Annotated in this window: 14 protein-coding genes and 1 pseudogene; 2 read left to right on the top strand and 13 right to left on the bottom strand. The window is 33.4% G+C overall.

Going from position 1 to position 17,530, the window contains the following annotated elements; genetic code table 11:
- Positions 1 to 1,028 precede the first annotated feature (1,028 nt).
- The 8 genes and pseudogenes from NH288_RS03325 to NH288_RS11385 all read right to left on the bottom strand — a co-directional run bounded on the left by NH288_RS03325 (position 1,029) and on the right by NH288_RS11385 (position 7,449).
- Positions 1,029 to 2,882: a recombinase family protein gene (locus tag NH288_RS03325; protein WP_265213059.1), complete on the bottom strand. Its 1,854-nt coding sequence runs from the start codon at positions 2,880 to 2,882 to the stop codon at positions 1,029 to 1,031.
- Positions 2,883 to 2,978: 96 nt separating this feature from the next.
- Positions 2,979 to 3,980, bottom strand: a pseudogene (locus NH288_RS03320) (VirD4-like conjugal transfer protein, CD1115 family); the annotation flags it as partial.
- A 44-nt stretch (positions 3,981 to 4,024) separates the two neighbouring features.
- Positions 4,025 to 4,231, bottom strand: coding sequence for a hypothetical protein (locus NH288_RS03315; RefSeq protein WP_049555303.1), 207 nt, complete (start codon positions 4,229 to 4,231; stop codon positions 4,025 to 4,027).
- A gap of 197 nt (positions 4,232 to 4,428) precedes the next feature.
- Positions 4,429 to 4,920, bottom strand: a complete 492-nt coding sequence (locus NH288_RS03310; protein WP_004829707.1) for a PcfB family protein — start codon at positions 4,918 to 4,920, stop codon at positions 4,429 to 4,431.
- Positions 4,921 to 4,924: 4 nt separating this feature from the next.
- Positions 4,925 to 5,791 carry an ATP-binding protein gene (locus tag NH288_RS03305; protein ID WP_265213056.1) on the bottom strand — a complete coding sequence of 289 codons (867 nt, stop codon included), beginning with the start codon at positions 5,789 to 5,791 and terminating at the stop codon, positions 4,925 to 4,927.
- A gap of 14 nt (positions 5,792 to 5,805) precedes the next feature.
- Complete coding sequence (locus tag NH288_RS03300) at positions 5,806 to 6,783, bottom strand: replication initiator protein A (RefSeq protein WP_265213055.1); 978 nt, start codon at positions 6,781 to 6,783, stop codon at positions 5,806 to 5,808.
- Positions 6,784 to 6,869: 86 nt separating this feature from the next.
- On the bottom strand, positions 6,870 to 7,160 hold the full coding sequence (locus tag NH288_RS03295; protein WP_154271280.1) for a CD1845 family protein: 291 nt from the start codon (positions 7,158 to 7,160) through the stop codon (positions 6,870 to 6,872).
- A 43-nt stretch (positions 7,161 to 7,203) separates the two neighbouring features.
- A complete protein-coding gene (locus NH288_RS11385; RefSeq protein ID WP_265213049.1) occupies positions 7,204 to 7,449 on the bottom strand; it encodes a hypothetical protein in 246 nt (81 codons plus the stop codon).
- 127 nt (positions 7,450 to 7,576) lie between these two features.
- On the opposite strand from NH288_RS11385, the gene NH288_RS03285 reads away from it, so the two are divergent.
- Both NH288_RS03285 and NH288_RS03280 read left to right on the top strand, forming a co-directional pair.
- On the top strand, positions 7,577 to 8,272 hold the full coding sequence (locus NH288_RS03285) for a response regulator transcription factor (protein ID WP_265213048.1): 696 nt from the start codon (positions 7,577 to 7,579) through the stop codon (positions 8,270 to 8,272).
- On the top strand, positions 8,273 to 9,568 hold the full coding sequence (locus tag NH288_RS03280; RefSeq protein WP_265213046.1) for a sensor histidine kinase: 1,296 nt from the start codon (positions 8,273 to 8,275) through the stop codon (positions 9,566 to 9,568). It abuts the gene before it with no gap.
- A gap of 46 nt (positions 9,569 to 9,614) precedes the next feature.
- Here NH288_RS03280 and NH288_RS03275 read toward each other — a convergent pair whose 3' ends face one another.
- The 5 genes from NH288_RS03275 to NH288_RS03255 are packed head-to-tail and all read right to left on the bottom strand — an operon-like array spanning position 9,615 to position 17,471.
- Positions 9,615 to 13,913 carry a PolC-type DNA polymerase III gene (locus NH288_RS03275; RefSeq protein WP_265213045.1) on the bottom strand — a complete coding sequence of 1,433 codons (4,299 nt, stop codon included), beginning with the start codon at positions 13,911 to 13,913 and terminating at the stop codon, positions 9,615 to 9,617.
- The gene (ispG, locus tag NH288_RS03270) at positions 13,903 to 14,961 is read right to left on the bottom strand and encodes a flavodoxin-dependent (E)-4-hydroxy-3-methylbut-2-enyl-diphosphate synthase (RefSeq protein WP_265213043.1); all 1,059 of its coding nucleotides are present in this window, start codon (positions 14,959 to 14,961) and stop codon (positions 13,903 to 13,905) included. Before ispG ends, NH288_RS03275 begins: the two co-directional genes overlap by 11 nt.
- A gap of 12 nt (positions 14,962 to 14,973) precedes the next feature.
- Complete coding sequence (gene rseP / locus NH288_RS03265) at positions 14,974 to 15,993, bottom strand: RIP metalloprotease RseP (RefSeq protein WP_265213041.1); 1,020 nt, start codon at positions 15,991 to 15,993, stop codon at positions 14,974 to 14,976.
- 6 nt (positions 15,994 to 15,999) lie between these two features.
- On the bottom strand, positions 16,000 to 16,779 hold the full coding sequence (locus tag NH288_RS03260) for a phosphatidate cytidylyltransferase (RefSeq protein ID WP_265213039.1): 780 nt from the start codon (positions 16,777 to 16,779) through the stop codon (positions 16,000 to 16,002).
- Complete coding sequence (locus tag NH288_RS03255) at positions 16,776 to 17,471, bottom strand: isoprenyl transferase (protein WP_265213037.1); 696 nt, start codon at positions 17,469 to 17,471, stop codon at positions 16,776 to 16,778. Before NH288_RS03255 ends, NH288_RS03260 begins: the two co-directional genes overlap by 4 nt.
- Positions 17,472 to 17,530: the final 59 nt, after the last annotated feature.

Genomic DNA, 17,530 nt, shown 5'->3' with positions numbered 1-17,530 from the left:
TTTTTTAGTTGCCTTAATCTTTCTTCTGTATCGTCAATTTTGTCTTTTATTTCTTTTGATTCTTGTCTTATTTTCTCTAAATTTTTCATATAAATCTTCTTTCTTGTAATAAAAAAAGAGATAACATCTCTGCTATCCCTTTCAAAGTTTCACTATTAAAATTTTATGTCTTTTGAAATATCATCTATATTTCTATAGTGATTTTCTCTTTCTTCTTGTTTCTTTTTTTCATTATTCTTCTCTTCTTCTATGGTCTATCCAAATATCTTATTTTTTTGTGAGATGAGTTCAGTATTGCTAGAGTCAAGTTTAGGAAGTTTATTGACATCACAAAGTTTATACTGAATAAGATTAATCTACGTGTTAACTTGTTTTAGATCCTTGTCATATTGTAGTATTCCTACCAATCTCAACAATTATCCCTTTTATTCTATTTACCAAATCTCGCCTCCTAAAAATAGACATGAAAAAAGCACCTATAGTTTTATAAAATAGGTGCCGAAACTCATCTTTTAACTTTTTAGTTTTTTAATAATCAATAATCCAATTATAACAGTTAACCAATAGAAAACCACACATAGAAATATTATTAATAACATTTCTTTTGTATGAGTCTTATTCATATCATATTGCAAAAAATAAAAACCACCTATAACAATAAGTATAACGATATTATACATTAAGGCTCTTACGATTGGATTTTTCATTATATTCTCTCTTCTTTCTTTATTGATATTGACTATCAATTCCATTTTAATACTTAAGAATCTATTTGTCAATATTTTTATCTTATCACAGTCATCCTGCACTGCTATTTACTTGTATTTAAAGTAATCATTGTTCTTTGGAAACGCACATTCAAAACAGCACATTTCCCATTCAGCTGTACATTTATCAGGCAATAGTATTGTAACCGTATTAGGCTCAATTCTAAATTTCATAATATAATCACCTTGTTCTATATTTTTGTATCAATACTTATATCGAGTTTTTACATATTGTTTTTCAACATAGAATCATCATATAAACTATATAGTAAACGTATCACTTTTAATTTTCTCATAATAGCCATCTAATATACCTGTCTTTTTCAAAACCTTTAACTTCTCCTGTTTTTTCTGCTCTCGTCTTGCCTTATACCTTTCCTCATATTCCTGTTGTTTCCCATTTGCTTTACGCTTTAAATAATTTTGATGAAGCCTGTCCCTTCTCTCATTAATTTTTCGTTCTTCTTCCTCAAGTTTTGATCGTTCTTCTTCGCTTAATTCTTCTTTTGGAACTTCATAATTTCCGATGAAGTTAAAATATATTTCTATCTTTTGCTTTGATGTTTGACTGCCTTTTCTATCCCTTTCATGAATGATAATCTTCTCTACAAATTCATTTATCATTGTGTTTGTGAGCTCATTAAAGTTTTCATAACGACTAATAAGGGATTTGAATTTTCTTACCCTATCTGTTTCATTTTCATATCTTGATATTACAAGCTCTAAGTCTTCAATCTCTTTACTTAGAGCTCTTTGCTCTGTTTCGTATTGGCTATTAAGTATCTCATATCTACTACTTGGTATTTTTTCTAGTATCATATCCTCGTAAATACGGCACATAAGCCTTTCTAACTCTTGTATCCTCGACTTATTATTAATTAGCCTTACTCTTTGTTTTTCTATCTCTGCTTTTTCCATTTCTTCCATTTCATTTTGAATGGAACGGGTAAAGGCTTCATTATCTTCATCAAGATAATTTTTTATATCTTTTAATGTTTCTTGGATAAGATTTAAGACTACTTCTGCTTTTATCCTATGAGCTGATGGACAAAGTGTCCCGCAAGGCACTTTCTTATAATTACTGCAAACATAATAAGGGATATTCTTATAGTTATTTGTCCTATGAACATACATCTTGCTCCCGCAATCTGCACAATACATCAATCCTGTTAGTGGGTGATATTCGCCCCAACCATCAGGATACCTTTTTACATTTCCTCTTATCCTTTGCACATTATCAAAGGTTTCTTGGTCTATGATTGCTTCGTGAGTATTTTCAAAGATGAGCCATTTATCTTCGGATACATATTTACTTTTCTTATCCTTGAAATGCTTTCTTGTTTTAAAGTTAACTGTATGCCCTAAGTATTCTTTTTTCTTTAAGATACTTGCAATTGTGGAACTACACCAACGATAAGGATATACAAAGTTTTTGCTTTGATGTAATCCATATCCCATTTTTTGCTGATGATAAGCGGGTATATCTATCTTATCTGCTTCCAGTATCTTTGCTATTTTGTATGGTCCTGCTCCGTCCATTGTAAGATTAAATATTCGTCTTACTATCTCGGCTGCTTTTTCATCTACAACCCACTTATCTTTGTCTTTTTCATCTTTAATGTAGCCATAAGGTGGAGTGCTTGCCGTATGCTTTCCGCTTTCTCCTTTTGATCTAAATGTAGATTGTATTTTTCTTGAAGTATCTCTTGCATACCATTCATTCATAATATTTCTAAAAGGGGTGAAATCATCTTCTCTGTAAAAGCTGTCTACATTGTCATTGATAGCAATCAGTCTTACGCCCTTTTGTCTTAATATCTCCATACATTGACCGACTTTGAGATAATCTCTGCCGAGTCTACTCATATCCTTTACGATGATACAACCGATATTTCCAGTATTTACTCCATTCATCATATCCATAAAGCCTGGTCTATCAAACTGTGTCCCGCTTATTCCGTCATCTGTAAAATGGATGATGTTAGTTAAATTATTCTTACTTGCATATTCTTCAAGGATTTTCTTTTGATTAACGATTGAGTTACTTTCTCCTTCAAGTTCATCATCTCGACTTAATCTCTCATAGAGTGCTGTTATCTTTTCAAAATTCCTCACTTTTTCCTCCTTTCTCTTAATTTCTTAAATAAAAAAGAATTAAGAAGTACATGTTTCACTAAAACAGTGATTAAGTGTTCTCCTTAATTCTATTACTCCTGCTGCAAGTTTGTATTTCTTATATTGTTTTACTGCGAAATGATTTGGCTTTTCTTTTTCTAATGCTTCAAACATGTAGTCTACTGCATTTTTAAAATTTTCATCTTCTTCTCTTACCTCACTTGCATCTATCATAGCAAGTAGAGTTGTAAAGTTCTGTTCTTCTTTAGGAGCTTCATACCAGATATATCCTATAAGTGCTGTGTAATAGAGTTTTTCAGCTTTCACCCAAAAATCCTCAGTTGATTTTTCTCCTTCTCCCTTAGTATTTGCAATTATTGTTTGTACTAATTTCAAAATATCTTTTTCACTTTTCAAGTATGCAAAGGGATTATATCTCATGGATTTTTTAAAGTTTATTGTGTTTAGTATTTTTATCTCATATCCATTTCTTTCCAACATTTTCCCACATTCCAAGACTAATGTTCCTTTTGGATCGGTTACTACATATGAAGAGTGCATTTGCATGAGATTTGGCTTTACAAAAAACCTTGTTTTACCACTACCAGAACCTCCAATTACCAATACATTTTTATTTCTCGCATATTTTGGATTTTTAGGTCTATTGTTCATGGTAAGTCTTTCAGTTTGAGTTAATAGCACATTGTTTTCAAACTTCTTGTCAATGTATGGCTCAATGTCTTTTTCATTTCCCCATCTTGCCGATCCATATTCTCTGCCTTCTCTAAACTTTTTTGCTTTTTTCTTTTTCTGTATAAGGATTAACTTAATAACTACTGATAGAATTAGACCGGGTATCAGGCTTTTTATTTTTAATGATGGAATATATTTTAAAGTATCTATTTGACTAAAAGCTACTAGAATTCTATCTATTATATCTCCTCCTACATAAGAGTTGACATGGCTTGCAAAGATATTTCCTATATAAAAAAATAAGAGGTAAGGAAGATTTTCTAATACAAATTTCTTCTTATCTCTTATCTTAAAAACATTTTTTATATCTTTTATTATTTCATTTAGTATTTTCGAATTAATCACTTCCTCTCCATAAAAAAGAGTAGATTTCTCTACCCATTAGTATCTTATTTATCTTTTTTATATCTTATTACTGGAACTTGTTTTATTTTTTTACCTATCTTTTTTCTTTCCAAGACAAACATCATATTTTCATTTCTTTTAAAATATCCTAAATCTTTATGATAACTTATACCACACTTGCAATGTAATAGACCTATAAACTGTTGTCTCATCTTTGAGTTACATATAGGACATATTTTTTTATTTGTCATTTTGAACCACCATTATACTTATATTTTACTTTCAAAGGTATTTTTTAGTTTTTTCCCTAATGCTTCTGTTCTCATTTTTTATCTATAGATAAGAGAAATTCTTCTACTGGATGATTCCCATCTTCTTTTTCATAGTATTCAACAATAAAGCTATTCATGCCTTCTCATCATATATATTATATATCCAAGTGCTTTTATTATAAACTTTGTTCCTGATGTTTATGTTTAACCTTATCTCTGTCAATAGTATCTTTGACTTTATCCTTGAAGTTATTAAGCCTTTCTATTAAAGATTTTCTTTTTCTTGACTTATCTTTAGTAAATTTCTGGACTGTCTTTTTAAAAGCTTGTTCCATTACTTTTATATCTTTTGCTTGAAAAAAGATAATGTTGTTTCCATTTTCTAAATCTTTCTTTATGGAAAATTTAACCCCATATCTTTTTAATTCTTTTTTCAATGCTTTTAAGTCTATGTCATTTAATTCTAAGGTTTCTACTTTACCTTTTTTTACAAGGTCTTTTACTTTTACTTTTTTAAATTTTTCTAAGGGTCTTGACTGTTCTGTCTGTGCTTTATGTTTATTTATTTCTAATATTTTCTTCATCAAATTTATAACTTGCTTGGCTGTTACTATACTTGCTTTTTTTACTATGGCTATTGTTCTGCTATTTATATCATCATTTTGCATTCACTCACCTACTTTCATTCTTTTTTAATATTTCATAGGCTAATTTTGATTTCTCCTTCATTTTTTCTATTCTTCTATTTTCTCCTGTAAATATAATGGGACTGCATATTTCAAGTATCCTTGAATAAATTCTTTTATCCTTTATAGTTTCAGGATTAGTTAAAGCTGATATATTTAAGTTTGTTGTTATAATTAGAGGTTTCCCACTTCTATATCTACCATCTATTATGTTAAAGATATGCTCAGCTGCAAAATCTGTATCTCTTTCCATTCCAAAATCATCAATAATTAATAGTTTCTTATGATTTAGGTTATCTATATACTTACTCTTATCAATCTCAAAGTTAGTCATATCATTTAAAATTACTGAAAAATTTGTCATTTTGACTGATATTTCTTTTTCTAGTAAAGCATTTGCTATAGCACTTGCAAGATATGTTTTTCCACATCCCACATTCCCTGTGAGAATTAATCCTATATTATTTTCATATATTTCATCAAATTTTTCCACATAGTTTTTTGCTACTTTTTCATGCTCACTATCTTTTTCCATATTTTTAAAATTCCAATTTAATAGGATAGGATCAGAAAAACACTCTTTTTTTAAGTGTTCAATTTTTAAAAGCCTTTTATTTTCTTTTCTTTTTTCTTCCTCTAATTTTTGTCTTTCTTTTTTACATTGACATAAAATACCAACTTTTTTTATTTCTCCAAAGAAGTCTATTTCTTTTTCAATTGGTGTTTTACATTTTGCACAATATTTTAATCCTGTTTCTTGATCTATATAACTCCTATTTTCTTCATCATTTGATGGACTATTTGTTTCTGCATTTTTTATTTTCTGTTCTAGGATTTCTTTTATTAATTCCATATGCTCCTCTCCTATCAAGTATTTAAAATTTCTCTCCATATATTCTCATCGTTACTATAGTCATAGTTTTCTCTTTTCTGATTTTCTCTCTTTATGACTTCTATGTTTCTAATATTTTCATCTGCATTGTATAAGAGAGTCAGTAGATAAGCATTAATGTTTCTAATATCCTTTGGAGCATTTTCTCTTAGGTATTTCAAAACATAGTCTATGTGTTTATAGTTAAGACTTAGAAATCTTTCTTTAAAATTTTCATTGGATATATGCCTCCCTCCTATTTTAATGTTTGTAAAGCTAGTTAAGGCTTTTACAAGTACATTTATCATTACATCTACTTGCTTCTTTTCTTCTATTCTTACTTTTTCAAAGGTTTCATAAGATATATTCTTTTTTATAGTTTCTTTTAATTCTTCCTCCTCCAAAGTTTTTTTTGATTTTTCTCCTAGCTTTTCTAAGGGGGATATGGGGGTGATATTATTAAAATCAGTATTATTAGTTTCAGTATTATTAATATTAGTATTATTAGAGTCCTCTTTTGAAACTTCTTGAGGTTTGTTTTCTAAACTTCCTGAAGTTTGTTTTTTAAACTTCTTGAGGTTTGCTTTTGAAACTTCTGTAGTTTTATTATTTTCTGTGTAAATAAAGTTCTTTACATAAAGTAAATTTGGCTTTCCAAGTCCTAACCTCTTTTTTTCTAATAATCCTATTTCTTCAATTTCTTTCATTACTTTGACCGACTTATTTCTCCCCCAGTTTAATACTTCCATAATTTCTTCTATGGTATAGATGATGTATACCTTGTTTTCTTCATCTAACCATTTATTCTTAATTGACAAGCTCATTCTATCGAGTAGAATTCCATAAAGAATTTTTGCTTCTACGGATAGTTTTTTAAAATTTAAGTCGGTAAATAAAGTTTTGGGAATCTTAAAAAATGAATATTGTTCTGCTTCATTGCCATAATAGTATTCAAATTTAACTATTTCTTTCATCATAGCCCCCTTTCTTTTCATATAAAAAGAGATAGCTTTGATTTTGCTATCTCTTTTTCATCGTTTTAATCTATTTATTTTTATATTTAAATTGCTTTTATTCTTTCATTCACCTCTTCTATCACTTCTATAATAAAATATCCTAGCACTGGCAAACCATAAGGACTAAAAAGATATGCTAGTATAATTGCCTCTATAGCGAGTGCTTTTTCTCCATGATAAACAGATCCCAAAAATCCCATAATAGCGATAAATGAAATCAGTTTAAAAAATATTGTACTAAGTCCTAATACAAACGTTAAAAATAGAGTGATGATACTTAACACTATACTAATAGGAAACAATATGATTTTGAAAAAAACTCTAAATATTATCATATTCTCTTCAATCCTTATTACTTATGTTTTCTTTTCTTTTTTGTTAATTTAATAAAAAAGATGACAGACTTAATCCTAAATCGTCTTGTTTAAAAGTTTTGTGGAAGCCTTTAAACTTTGATTTTAATGGATTTATTGTATCTGTCATCATTATATCACTGTCCCCTGCTCCATTTTTTCCTATTAGGCCATAAATTGCACCTTCTTCAATTTCTAAAGAGTCGATATCTAAGACCTTTTTATTGTTATATGATTTTTGTAAATTTTTAACTTCAAGTATTTTTTTCATAATCATTCCTCCTAAAACCATAATACCAAGACCTGATAAAGATAAAGTTTTAGTTAGGTCACTTTTACATCACAAAAGCAAATAAAGCTCGAGTCTGGTGTATAATAAGGATAACAAGGAGGCTTAGATGGATATAAGGAGTAATTTTTCAATATTAGTGGTTGATGATGAAAAGACCTTACTAGAAAATTTATATAATTTTTTGAAGGATAAGGGATTTAAAAAAGTTTATACTGCCAAAAACTTAAAGGAAGCTAGATTTAAAATTTCAAATTTAAAAATTGACCTGGTTGTTTTAGACTTGATGCTTCCAGATGGGAGTGGTTTTGATTTGTTAAGGGAAATTAGAAAGACTTCAGACATGGCTGTTATAATTTTATCTGCCCTAGATGGCCTTGATGACAGAAAAGAAGGCTTTGAAAATAAAGCCGATGACTATCTAGTCAAGCCCTTCTTCCCTGAAGAGCTCCTTTGGAGAGTAGATGCTATCTTAAGAAGAAGTAAAAAAGTTAAATCTGTTGATAAAATAAATTTAGGCAAGGTAATTTTTGATATGTCCAAGGGTGTCCTCATCAAAAATGGCGAGGAAATCGCCCTTACAGCCACCCAATACAAAATCCTAGCCTATTTATCTGAAAATATAAATATGATTGTCTCTATAGATAGGATTTTAGATCATATTTGGGAAGATTCCTATGGTTATGAAAACACTCTAATAACCCACATCTATAGGCTAAGAGAAAAGCTTGAGGATAATCCTAGAGAGCCAAAGATTTTGATAACCATAAAAGGCCTTGGTTATAAGCTTGTTAAAGAGGATTAGATGTTTGACTATATTTTAAAAAGATTTAAGAAAATTGTAATCAGAATATTGGTCTTGCTATTTTTCCTAATATTTTTATTTATGACCTTCCTCTACCTAAACTACAGGCTTAACAATAAATACCCAAATCCTAACGATGTTTTTTCATATGTAGAAACCAATAAAACTAGGACCTACCTTAATGATACAAATAAGGAATTCCTTAAAGAAAATGATATTTGGGCTATAAGAATAAATAAGGATGGGAAGGTCATAGAATCTTTTTCCAAGCCAAAGGAAGTCAAGGATAAATTTGAAATCACTGATGTGGCAGGCTTTACAAGATATTATCTAGCTGATTATCCCGTATTTACCTACATCCTAGACGATGGGCTGATAATTTTTGCCTATCCTAAAAATTCCTTAGACAAGTTTCCCTTTAATTATTACAATTATAAGAACCTAATATTTAATGTAAAACTCTTTATAGGATTTGTAATTTTGTTTTTAGCCCTTGTCTATATTTTTTATATGATTGATATCAAAAATATCTTAAAAAATACCCTCCCCTTTCAAAAGGCTCTTGATAGGCTCTACGAAGATGATTTTGAAAGGCTTGATGAATATGGAGACTTGAAAGATCTTGCTGTTTCTGTAAACAAGGCTAATGAAAAGTTCAACAATCTAAAAATTGCTCAAGGCAAGTGGATTAGGGGTCTTAGCCACGATGTAAGAACTCCTCTTGCTAAGATTTCCTGGGAAGTTAGCAAAAACAATAAAAATGACCTCGATATCCAAAATATCCAAGACCAAGTCCTAAAAATTTCAAATATCCTAGAAGGCCTAAACCTTACCATATCCCTTTCAAATATTGACAAAAAAGACTTTAAGTCTAAAAATCCTGTCAAAATTATTAGAAAAGTAATTGTCGATAAGCTAAATGAGAATCCTGATAGGGAAATTATTTTTGAAAATAAGCTAGAAGTGAGCGATTTAAAAATAAGAATGGATGAGAATTTATTTTATAGAATGCTTGAAAATATCCTAAAAAATTCACTTTCTTATACCGAAGGGAAGATTCTTGTCAGGATCACAAATCCTGACCATAGGCTCATAATTACAATAAGTGATGAGGGAAGTGGGATTTCCTATGACCTTATAAGGAGAATTAATGAGGAAGATTTGACCAATATAACCAAACACGGTTTGGGTATTTTTATTTCAAAGCAAATCGCCGAATTGCATGATGGAGCTTTTCTTATTGAAAATAAAAAGCCTGGCCTTGAGATATCTTTTATCTTTTACCATATAGAATAAATAAAAAAGCTGGCCCTAAAATAGTTTTGGGGTCAGCTTTTTTATTTTAGAACAAGCCATCAAATAGGCTCATTTGATTTTCTTCTTGGATACCATCTATGATTCCCAAGTCTTTTAGGCTTTTGATGGCGTTTTTATTTAGGCAAGTTCTAGACCTTAGATCTTCTATTGATATAAAATTGCCCTTTTCACGCTCTTCTACTATGTCCTTTGCCATAGCTTCACTTACATCATCCACTGCCGCAAGTGGTGGGAGAATTGCCCCATCTTCAATCAAGAACTTCCTAGAATCTGACTTGTAGATGTCAGCCTTTTTAATTTTTATCTCCCTAGCATGCATCTCTTCAGCTACTTCTAAGACTGTCTTTATGGCATTGTCCCTTTGGGTAAGGTCAAACCTATCCTTGTAGGAATCAAGAGCTAACCTTACAGCATCAAAGCCAGATAGGATTGTCGAATAGGAGAAGTCATTTAGCTTGGAATTAAAATATGAAGCATAAAAGGCTTCTGGGTAATAAACCTTATAATAGGCTATCCTATAAGACATCAGACAATAGGCAACGGCGTGGGCCTTTGGGAAAAGATATTTTATCTTTAGGCAAGATTCCACATACCAATCCTTGACACCATTTTCCTTCATATAGGCAATAGTCCCATCATCAAGACCCTTGCCCTTACGGACCCTTTCCATGATTTGGAAGGATTTTTTCTTATCAAGGCCTTCAGTGATTAAGGCATTCATGATATCATCCCTAGTTGAAATTATTTCGTCAAAGGATGCGGTATTTGATTTTACAAGGTCTTGGGCATTGTTAAGCCACACGTCTGTTCCGTGGGAGAGACCAGAAATCCTAGCCATCTCTGAAAATTTCTTAGGATAGGTATCCTTTAACATGCCCCTTACAAAGTTTGTTCCAAACTCAGGTATTCCAAGTGTACCTATATCATTATTTGAAAAATCGTGCTTAATCTTAAGGGGTTCTGTAGATGAAAATATCTTCATTACATTACTATCATCCATCTTTATATTTAAAGGATCTGTATCTGTTAAATCCTGGAGAGCCCTAATAATTGAAGGCACATCGTGGCCTAGAAGGTCAAGCTTAAGGAGGGTTTCTTCCATTACTGAATATGGGAAGTGGGTTGTCCTTATGTCTCCCCTCGGATCATCTGCTGGATACTGGATTGGGGTTATGTCAAAGACATCAATATCATTTGGCACAACTATAAGTCCACCAGGATGCTGGCCAGTTGACCTTTTGACATCCTTTAGCCCCCTCTGAAAGCTTCTAATCTGAGCATTGGTTAGGTTTAGATTATTTTCTTCCATGTATTTTTTGATATAACCAAAGGCTGTATTGTCCTGGATTTTGCCGATAGTTCCTGCCCTAAATACATGGCCCCTACCAAAGAGCTCTTCTGTATATTTGTGGATTGTAGGTTGGTATTCACCAGCGAAGTTTAAGTCTATATCTGGTTCCTTATCTCCTTCAAAGCCCAAAAATACCTCAAAAGGTATGTTGTGCCCATCTTTTTTCATCTCTGTCCCGCATTCTGGACAAGCTTTATCTGGATAATCTATACCTGAACCCAAGAGATCTTCTGGGAAAAACTCTGAGTGCTTGCAATTTGGGCACACATAGTGAGGGCAAAGTGGATTTACCTCTGTGATATCAGCCATGGTTGCTGCAAATGATGAACCAACCGATCCCCTAGATCCTACAAGGTAGCCATCGTCGTTAGATTTTTTAACTAGCTTTTGGGCTATGATATAAAGGACCGCGTAGCCATTTGAAATGATGGAGTTAAGCTCTTTTTCAAGCCTTGCCTCGACAATTTCTGGTAGCTTGTCTCCATAGATTGAGTGGGCCTTTCTAAAACAAGTTTCCCTAAGCATCTCTTCAGACCCCTCGATTTTTGGAGGGAAGGTGCCAGGTGGAATTGGCCTTAAATCTTCAATCTGATCTGCAATTTTTTTAGGATTTGCTATGACAAGGTCATAAGAAATTTCATCTCCCAAATAAGAAAATTCCTTAAGCATCTCATCTGTAGTTCTTAGATAATATAGAGGACGATTTTCCTTATAGAAGAAGAAGGACCCCTTCTTTAGGATATTTCTAAGCTTATAGTCCCTTGGATTTAGGTATCTTACCCCACCGGTTGCTGCTACAAGCTTTTTATCGCGATTTCCATAGGCAATTATCTTTTCATTTATGGACCTTACCTGGCCTTTGGTATCTATTTTCCCACTTTCTATCATGTCTTCATAGATAGATAGGGGTTCAACCTGGTAAAAATCAAAGAGCCCTAGATATTTTTCTATATCCCTGTCAGACCTTTGATTTATTAGATAATCGACAAGAATTCCTTCAGATCCGCCAGAGCCTAAAATTAGTCCCTCCCTATATTTTAGTATCGTAGATAAAGGAGTCCTCGCTTCACCATTTGCTATATGGTTCATCCTTGATTCTGAAATTAGTTGGTAGAGATTTTTAAGACCTATCTTATCCTTGGCATAGGCTAAGACTGAATATGTTTTGTGCTTGGCCTTTGGATAATTAGTCGTTAGAGAATTGATATTTAGAAGGCTTATGCCTTCTTCATTAGTAATCATCTCAAACATCTTGATAAAAATTTGGGCTGTAGCCCTAGCATCATCGCTTGCCCTGTGGTGGTTAAAAGCTGGGATTTCAAGCTTTCTAGCTATTTTATCTAGGGAGAACTTGCCCATATCATCAAAAAGTGCCCTAGCCATTGGCAAGGTGTCTAGGTAGACTGGGTCAAATTTAAGTCCTAATCTTTGGGCATTGACCCTAATAAATCCAACGTCAAAGTCTGTATTTTGACCAACTAGGATAGCATCTCCACAAAATTCTAAAAATCCTGGCAAGACCTCATCTATCTTTGGCTTATCAGCAAGCATGGCATCTGTTATGCCTGTTATCTCTATAATTTTTTCAGGTAACATCCTTTCAGGGTTTATTAGCTGGTTGTAAGTCTCGGTTATTTCTCCATTTTCAACCCTAACTGCACCAATCTCTGTAATGGCATCCCTATATCTTAAAAGACCTGTTGTCTCGATATCAAAGACTACGAAGGATCCTTCTTCAAGCTTTTTAAAATCTGATGGATCCTTTTCTGATAAATTCGTAAGAATCCTAAGGTCATCTTCTACCATCAAAAGTTCTGCACCTGGCAAAACCTTGATACCTTTTGATTTATACTTGTCATAGATATTTGGTAGGACTTGGAGATTTTCTGTATCGGTTATACCGATTGTATCCCAGCCCCAATCTGTAAGAGTGCCTAAAAGGTCTCCATCATCCACAAAACCATCAAGGTTAGTATATTTGGTGTGAAGCTGGAGCTCAAAACGCTTGTCAGCTGCTAGGTCAACTTTCTTACCAATTAGAGCCTCCCTTACAGAATTAATGGTAAAGACATCTTCCTTGGCAAAGTCATCAAAGTTAAGAGTTCCTTCAACCTGGACTGCCATCCCATCTTTTAAGCCTTCTAGCTTGTAATTGTTATTTTTATTGGCAAAAATCTTACAAGATATAGCACCGGTCTTATCTTCAAGGTCAAAGGTATAGATAAAATATCCATTTTTAGTCTCAAGGCAGGAAAGACCATAGATCCTTCCTATTAGGCCATTTGCCATGCCCTTTTTATCATAAAGATCTTCTATATTTATAGGCTCTAGCCTTTGCTTTTTACCAAAATTTAGGCCATCCTCAGCTGGCTTTTGCTTTTGGATTTTTTCCTTGGCTGAGTTTTGGATAGAAATTGCATTGGCAATTTGCCTTTGGAGCTTGGCCTCCTTGGCTTTTTTTAGGTCTTTTGCCGAGTCTTGTTCATTAGGATTTTCTTCCTTTTGAGGAATTTCTCCCGTTGCTGTTTTTTCTTCATGAGCTGAAGTTTCTTCCTTATTTGAATTTAAAGGCTCATCTTCTATTTTTTCAGGTTTTTGGTCAATATTTTGAAAATCATTACTTGGCACATCATCCTTACTAGGCTTTAAGTCTTCATCAGGAGGTATATCCATATAGTCAATTTCTTCTTCAAAATCATCCGCAAACGAATCGTAATTATTACCTAAATTTTCAGGAACTTCTTCATTTATATTTTCTAATTCATGAGGCTCTTCTATCTCTATTTTTTTATAGCTTATAGAAAGGTCCATGTCAGAAAAATATTCTCTTAGGTCTTCCTCCTTGTTGCTTAAAAGTGGGTCTTCGCTTTCTATCAAAAGGTGGAGCCTATTTTCTTTTTTGTAATAGGTCGCTTCAATTATATAAAAAATCTCTTTTTCAATTTTTATTAAAGAGCCCAGATCAATTCTCATCTTGCTTTTCTTTCAAAACTTCTATTAGGGTATCTACTATTTCTTCTTCCTTTACTTTCTTGATAGTCTTTCCATCTTTAAACAAGAATCCCATGCCATTTGCTGCAGAAATCCCATAGTCAGCTTCCTTTGATTCTCCAGGCCCATTTACTGGACAACCCATGATTGCAACCTTAGTATTTACCTTAAGGCCCTTTGATTTTTCTTCAACTTCTGCAACAATATTTGGAAGGTCTACGGTAGTTCTTGAGCAAGTTGGACAAGATACTATATCAAGCCCATCTCGTCTTAGGCCAAGGGCCTTTAGAATTGCCTTGCCAGCCTTAACTTCTTCTACAATATCACCTGTTATTGAAACCCTTAGTGTATCGCCTATTCCATCCTTTAAAAGCGAACCTATACCAATTGATGATTTGACAAGGGCTTGGTAAAGAGGTCCTGCCTCTGTTACTCCTAAGTGAAGTGGATAGTCAACCTTTGAAGATAAGAGCCTATAGGCATCTATCATGGTATTTACATCAGATGATTTTACAGATATTTTTACATCGTGAAAATCCATGTCTTCAAGGATTTTAACCTCTTCAAGGGCACTTGCCACAAGAGAATCCTTATTAACTCCCCCAAAGCGATCTACTATTTCTCTTGAAACAGAACCTGAGTTTACCCCAATTCTTATTGGAATTGAGCGTTTTTTGCATTCTTCAACTAAAAGAGCGACCTTATCCTTGCCACCAATATTACCTGGATTATATCTTAGGCAATCACAGCCATTTTCTACAGCTGCAAGTGCAAGCTTGTAATCAAATTGTATATCTGCCACAAAAGGAATATTGGTAGCTTCCTTGATTTTTCTAATGGCCTTAGCATCTTCGATGGTATTTATAGCTGAGCGAGATATATCGCAGCCTTCAGCCTCAAGGGCCCTTATTTGCTTTACTACCGCATCCACATCGGATGTTTTTGCTGTTGTCATTGATTGGATAGAAATAGGAGAGTCGCCTCCAATAGCAACATCTCCTACAAAAATTTTCCTAGTTTGTCTTCTCATTTTGCCTTCCTTTTAAAATAAATTAATTATATCTTTTATGCTTACCAAAATTATAAGTCCCATTAGGAGGATAAATCCAACTATGGTGATTCTTTCTTCGATTTTTTTGTTTATTTTCTTGCCTGTCAATATCTCTATCCCACTTGTCAAAAGCTTTGACCCGTCAAGGGCTGGTATTGGAAGTAGGTTAAAAACTGCTAGGTTAACAGAAATATAACCTAAAAAGTATAAGAGATTGGCAAGGCCGTTATTGGCTTGATTGCCCATTTCCTTTAGGACTCCAATTGGACCTGATAGGGCTCCTAGGGCGATTTTTCCTGTAAAAAGTCTACCTAGAACTGTAAAAATCATCTTGATATTTTTCCAAGTTTCACTAAAACCAAGGCCTATCGCTTCAAAAAATCCTGGCCTCTTTCTTGCTGGCATTATGCCTATATAGGCAGAATCATCTTTTACTTCTACCTTCAAATCTACAGCTGTGATGGTATCTGAACTTTCCCTATAATACTGGACTGTGATAGGCTTATCATAATCCTTATCCTTATAAAAATCAGCAATTCCTGTAGAAATATCAGTAAAATCTTTAATATCCTTATCTCCAACTTTTCTTATCTCATCGCCAACTTCCATGCCAGCTTCCTTGGCTGGTGAATTTTCTGTAAAATCCCCTATTGAAGTAGTAATAATCCCAGCCATAAGACCCACAGTCATAAAGACTAGGACAGCTATAATAAGGTTAGCCACAGGGCCAGCTAGGATTGTAAGGAATCTCTTAGAAGCCGGTGCCCTATCAAAAGATCTAGGGTCTGGCGATTCTTCATCCTCACCTTCCATGGCACAGTAGCCGCCAATTGGGATTAGCCTTAAAGAATAAAGGGTCTCTCCCTTTTCTTTAGAAAAAATAAGGGGCCCCATGCCCACTGCAAACTCATTTACCTTGATTCCAGAAAGCTTGGCCACAAGGAAGTGACCAAACTCGTGAAATACAATTAGTAGCAAAAATAGTACTACCGCTATTAATATTCTCATCAATTCTCCTTAAATCCTAGAAAAAAGATAAAGGACAGGGGCAATAAACATGATAGAATCAAACCTATCAAGGATGCCGCCATGGCCTGGTATTAGGTTACCAAAATCTTTAATTCCAGTTTGTCTTTTAATATAAGATGCAATCAAGTCACCAATTTGTGACATAATCGCAGCAATAATTGTAAAAATAACTATCTCTCTAACATAAGTGTCAAGGCCAAATTCATGGCAATAGACAATATTTAAAATCGTAGCTCCAACAATTCCCCCGATTGATCCTTCGATAGTCTTATTTGGGCTAATGTGAGCCATCCATTCCATCTTGTGTTTTCCAAAAAGGCTGCCAACAAGATAGGCAAAGGTATCAGATCCCCAAGCTGTAATATATAGCATCCACACATAGGACACATTCTTTATCCTAAGTATGTGGGAGATCAAAAATGACACATAAAGCATGACAAAGGCTGCAGCAAAGCCATCATAAAGGCTGTAGTGGCCAGTTAGGATGATGTACATAAATAAATACAAAACCGAAACCACAAGGGAAGCTATATAAATATCAGAATTATTTATAAAGGCAGCAAGCATGATTATTCCATTAGTAAAATAAAGGCACTTCATAGGTAGGGTAAGCTTAATCTTGCTAAGGGCCTTATCCATCTCATGGAGGGCAATATAAGAAAAAGCTGCCACCCCAAGAGCAAGGGGAATCCTGCCCAAATAAGTTATTAAAATCAAAAGCGTTAAAATTACAGCACCACCAAAGGCCCTGTTTAAAAACTTAATCATAGGCCACCATATCTTCTATCTCTTCTAGTAAATTCAAGGATTGCATCCCTTAAATCATCCTCAGTAAAATCTGGCCACAAAACATCTGTAAAATAAAGCTCTGTGTAAGCCATCTGATAGATTAGAAAATTAGACAACCTAAGCTCACCGCCAGGTCTAATCAGAAGGTCTGGGTCAGATTGACCTGATGTATATAAATTATCAGAAATCATCTCTTCTGTAATATCATCAGGACCGTATCCCTTGGCCATAATTTCTCTAAAGGAATGGACAAGCTCATCCCTGCCCCCATAATTTAGGGCAATATTTATAACAAGAGACTTGTTATCCTTAGTTTTATCCAAGGCATAAAGGCAAGCTTCTCTAGTCTTTTCTGGAAGTTTTGAAATATCTCCCAAGAAATTAAGCTTACAATCTTCTGCAATAAGTTCATCAAGCTTAGATTTTACAAACTTAATAAGCAAATCCATCAAAAATCCGACCTCACTAGCAGGTCTTTTCCAATTTTCTGTAGAAAATGCATAAAGAGTCAAAGTCTTAATGCCAAACTTCTTGGCAGACCTCGCAATCCTAATCACATTTTCCGCACCTTCCTTATGGCCGAAGGTCCTAGGCCTATTTTGTTTCTTAGCCCATCTTCCATTGCCATCAAGAATGATAGCAAGATGGGATGGTATTTTTAATTCAGTCATAAGTCCTCTCTTAAATTTCTTAAGTCATTATACTCAAAGACTGGCTAATTTTCTATAAA

The sequence above is a fragment of the Anaerococcus sp. NML200537 genome (assembly GCF_026131715.1).
Taxonomy (GTDB): domain Bacteria; phylum Bacillota; class Clostridia; order Tissierellales; family Peptoniphilaceae; genus Anaerococcus; species Anaerococcus kampingae.
The sequence above is the reverse complement of the archived record's forward strand: the minus strand, read 5'-3'. Positions and strand labels throughout refer to the sequence as shown.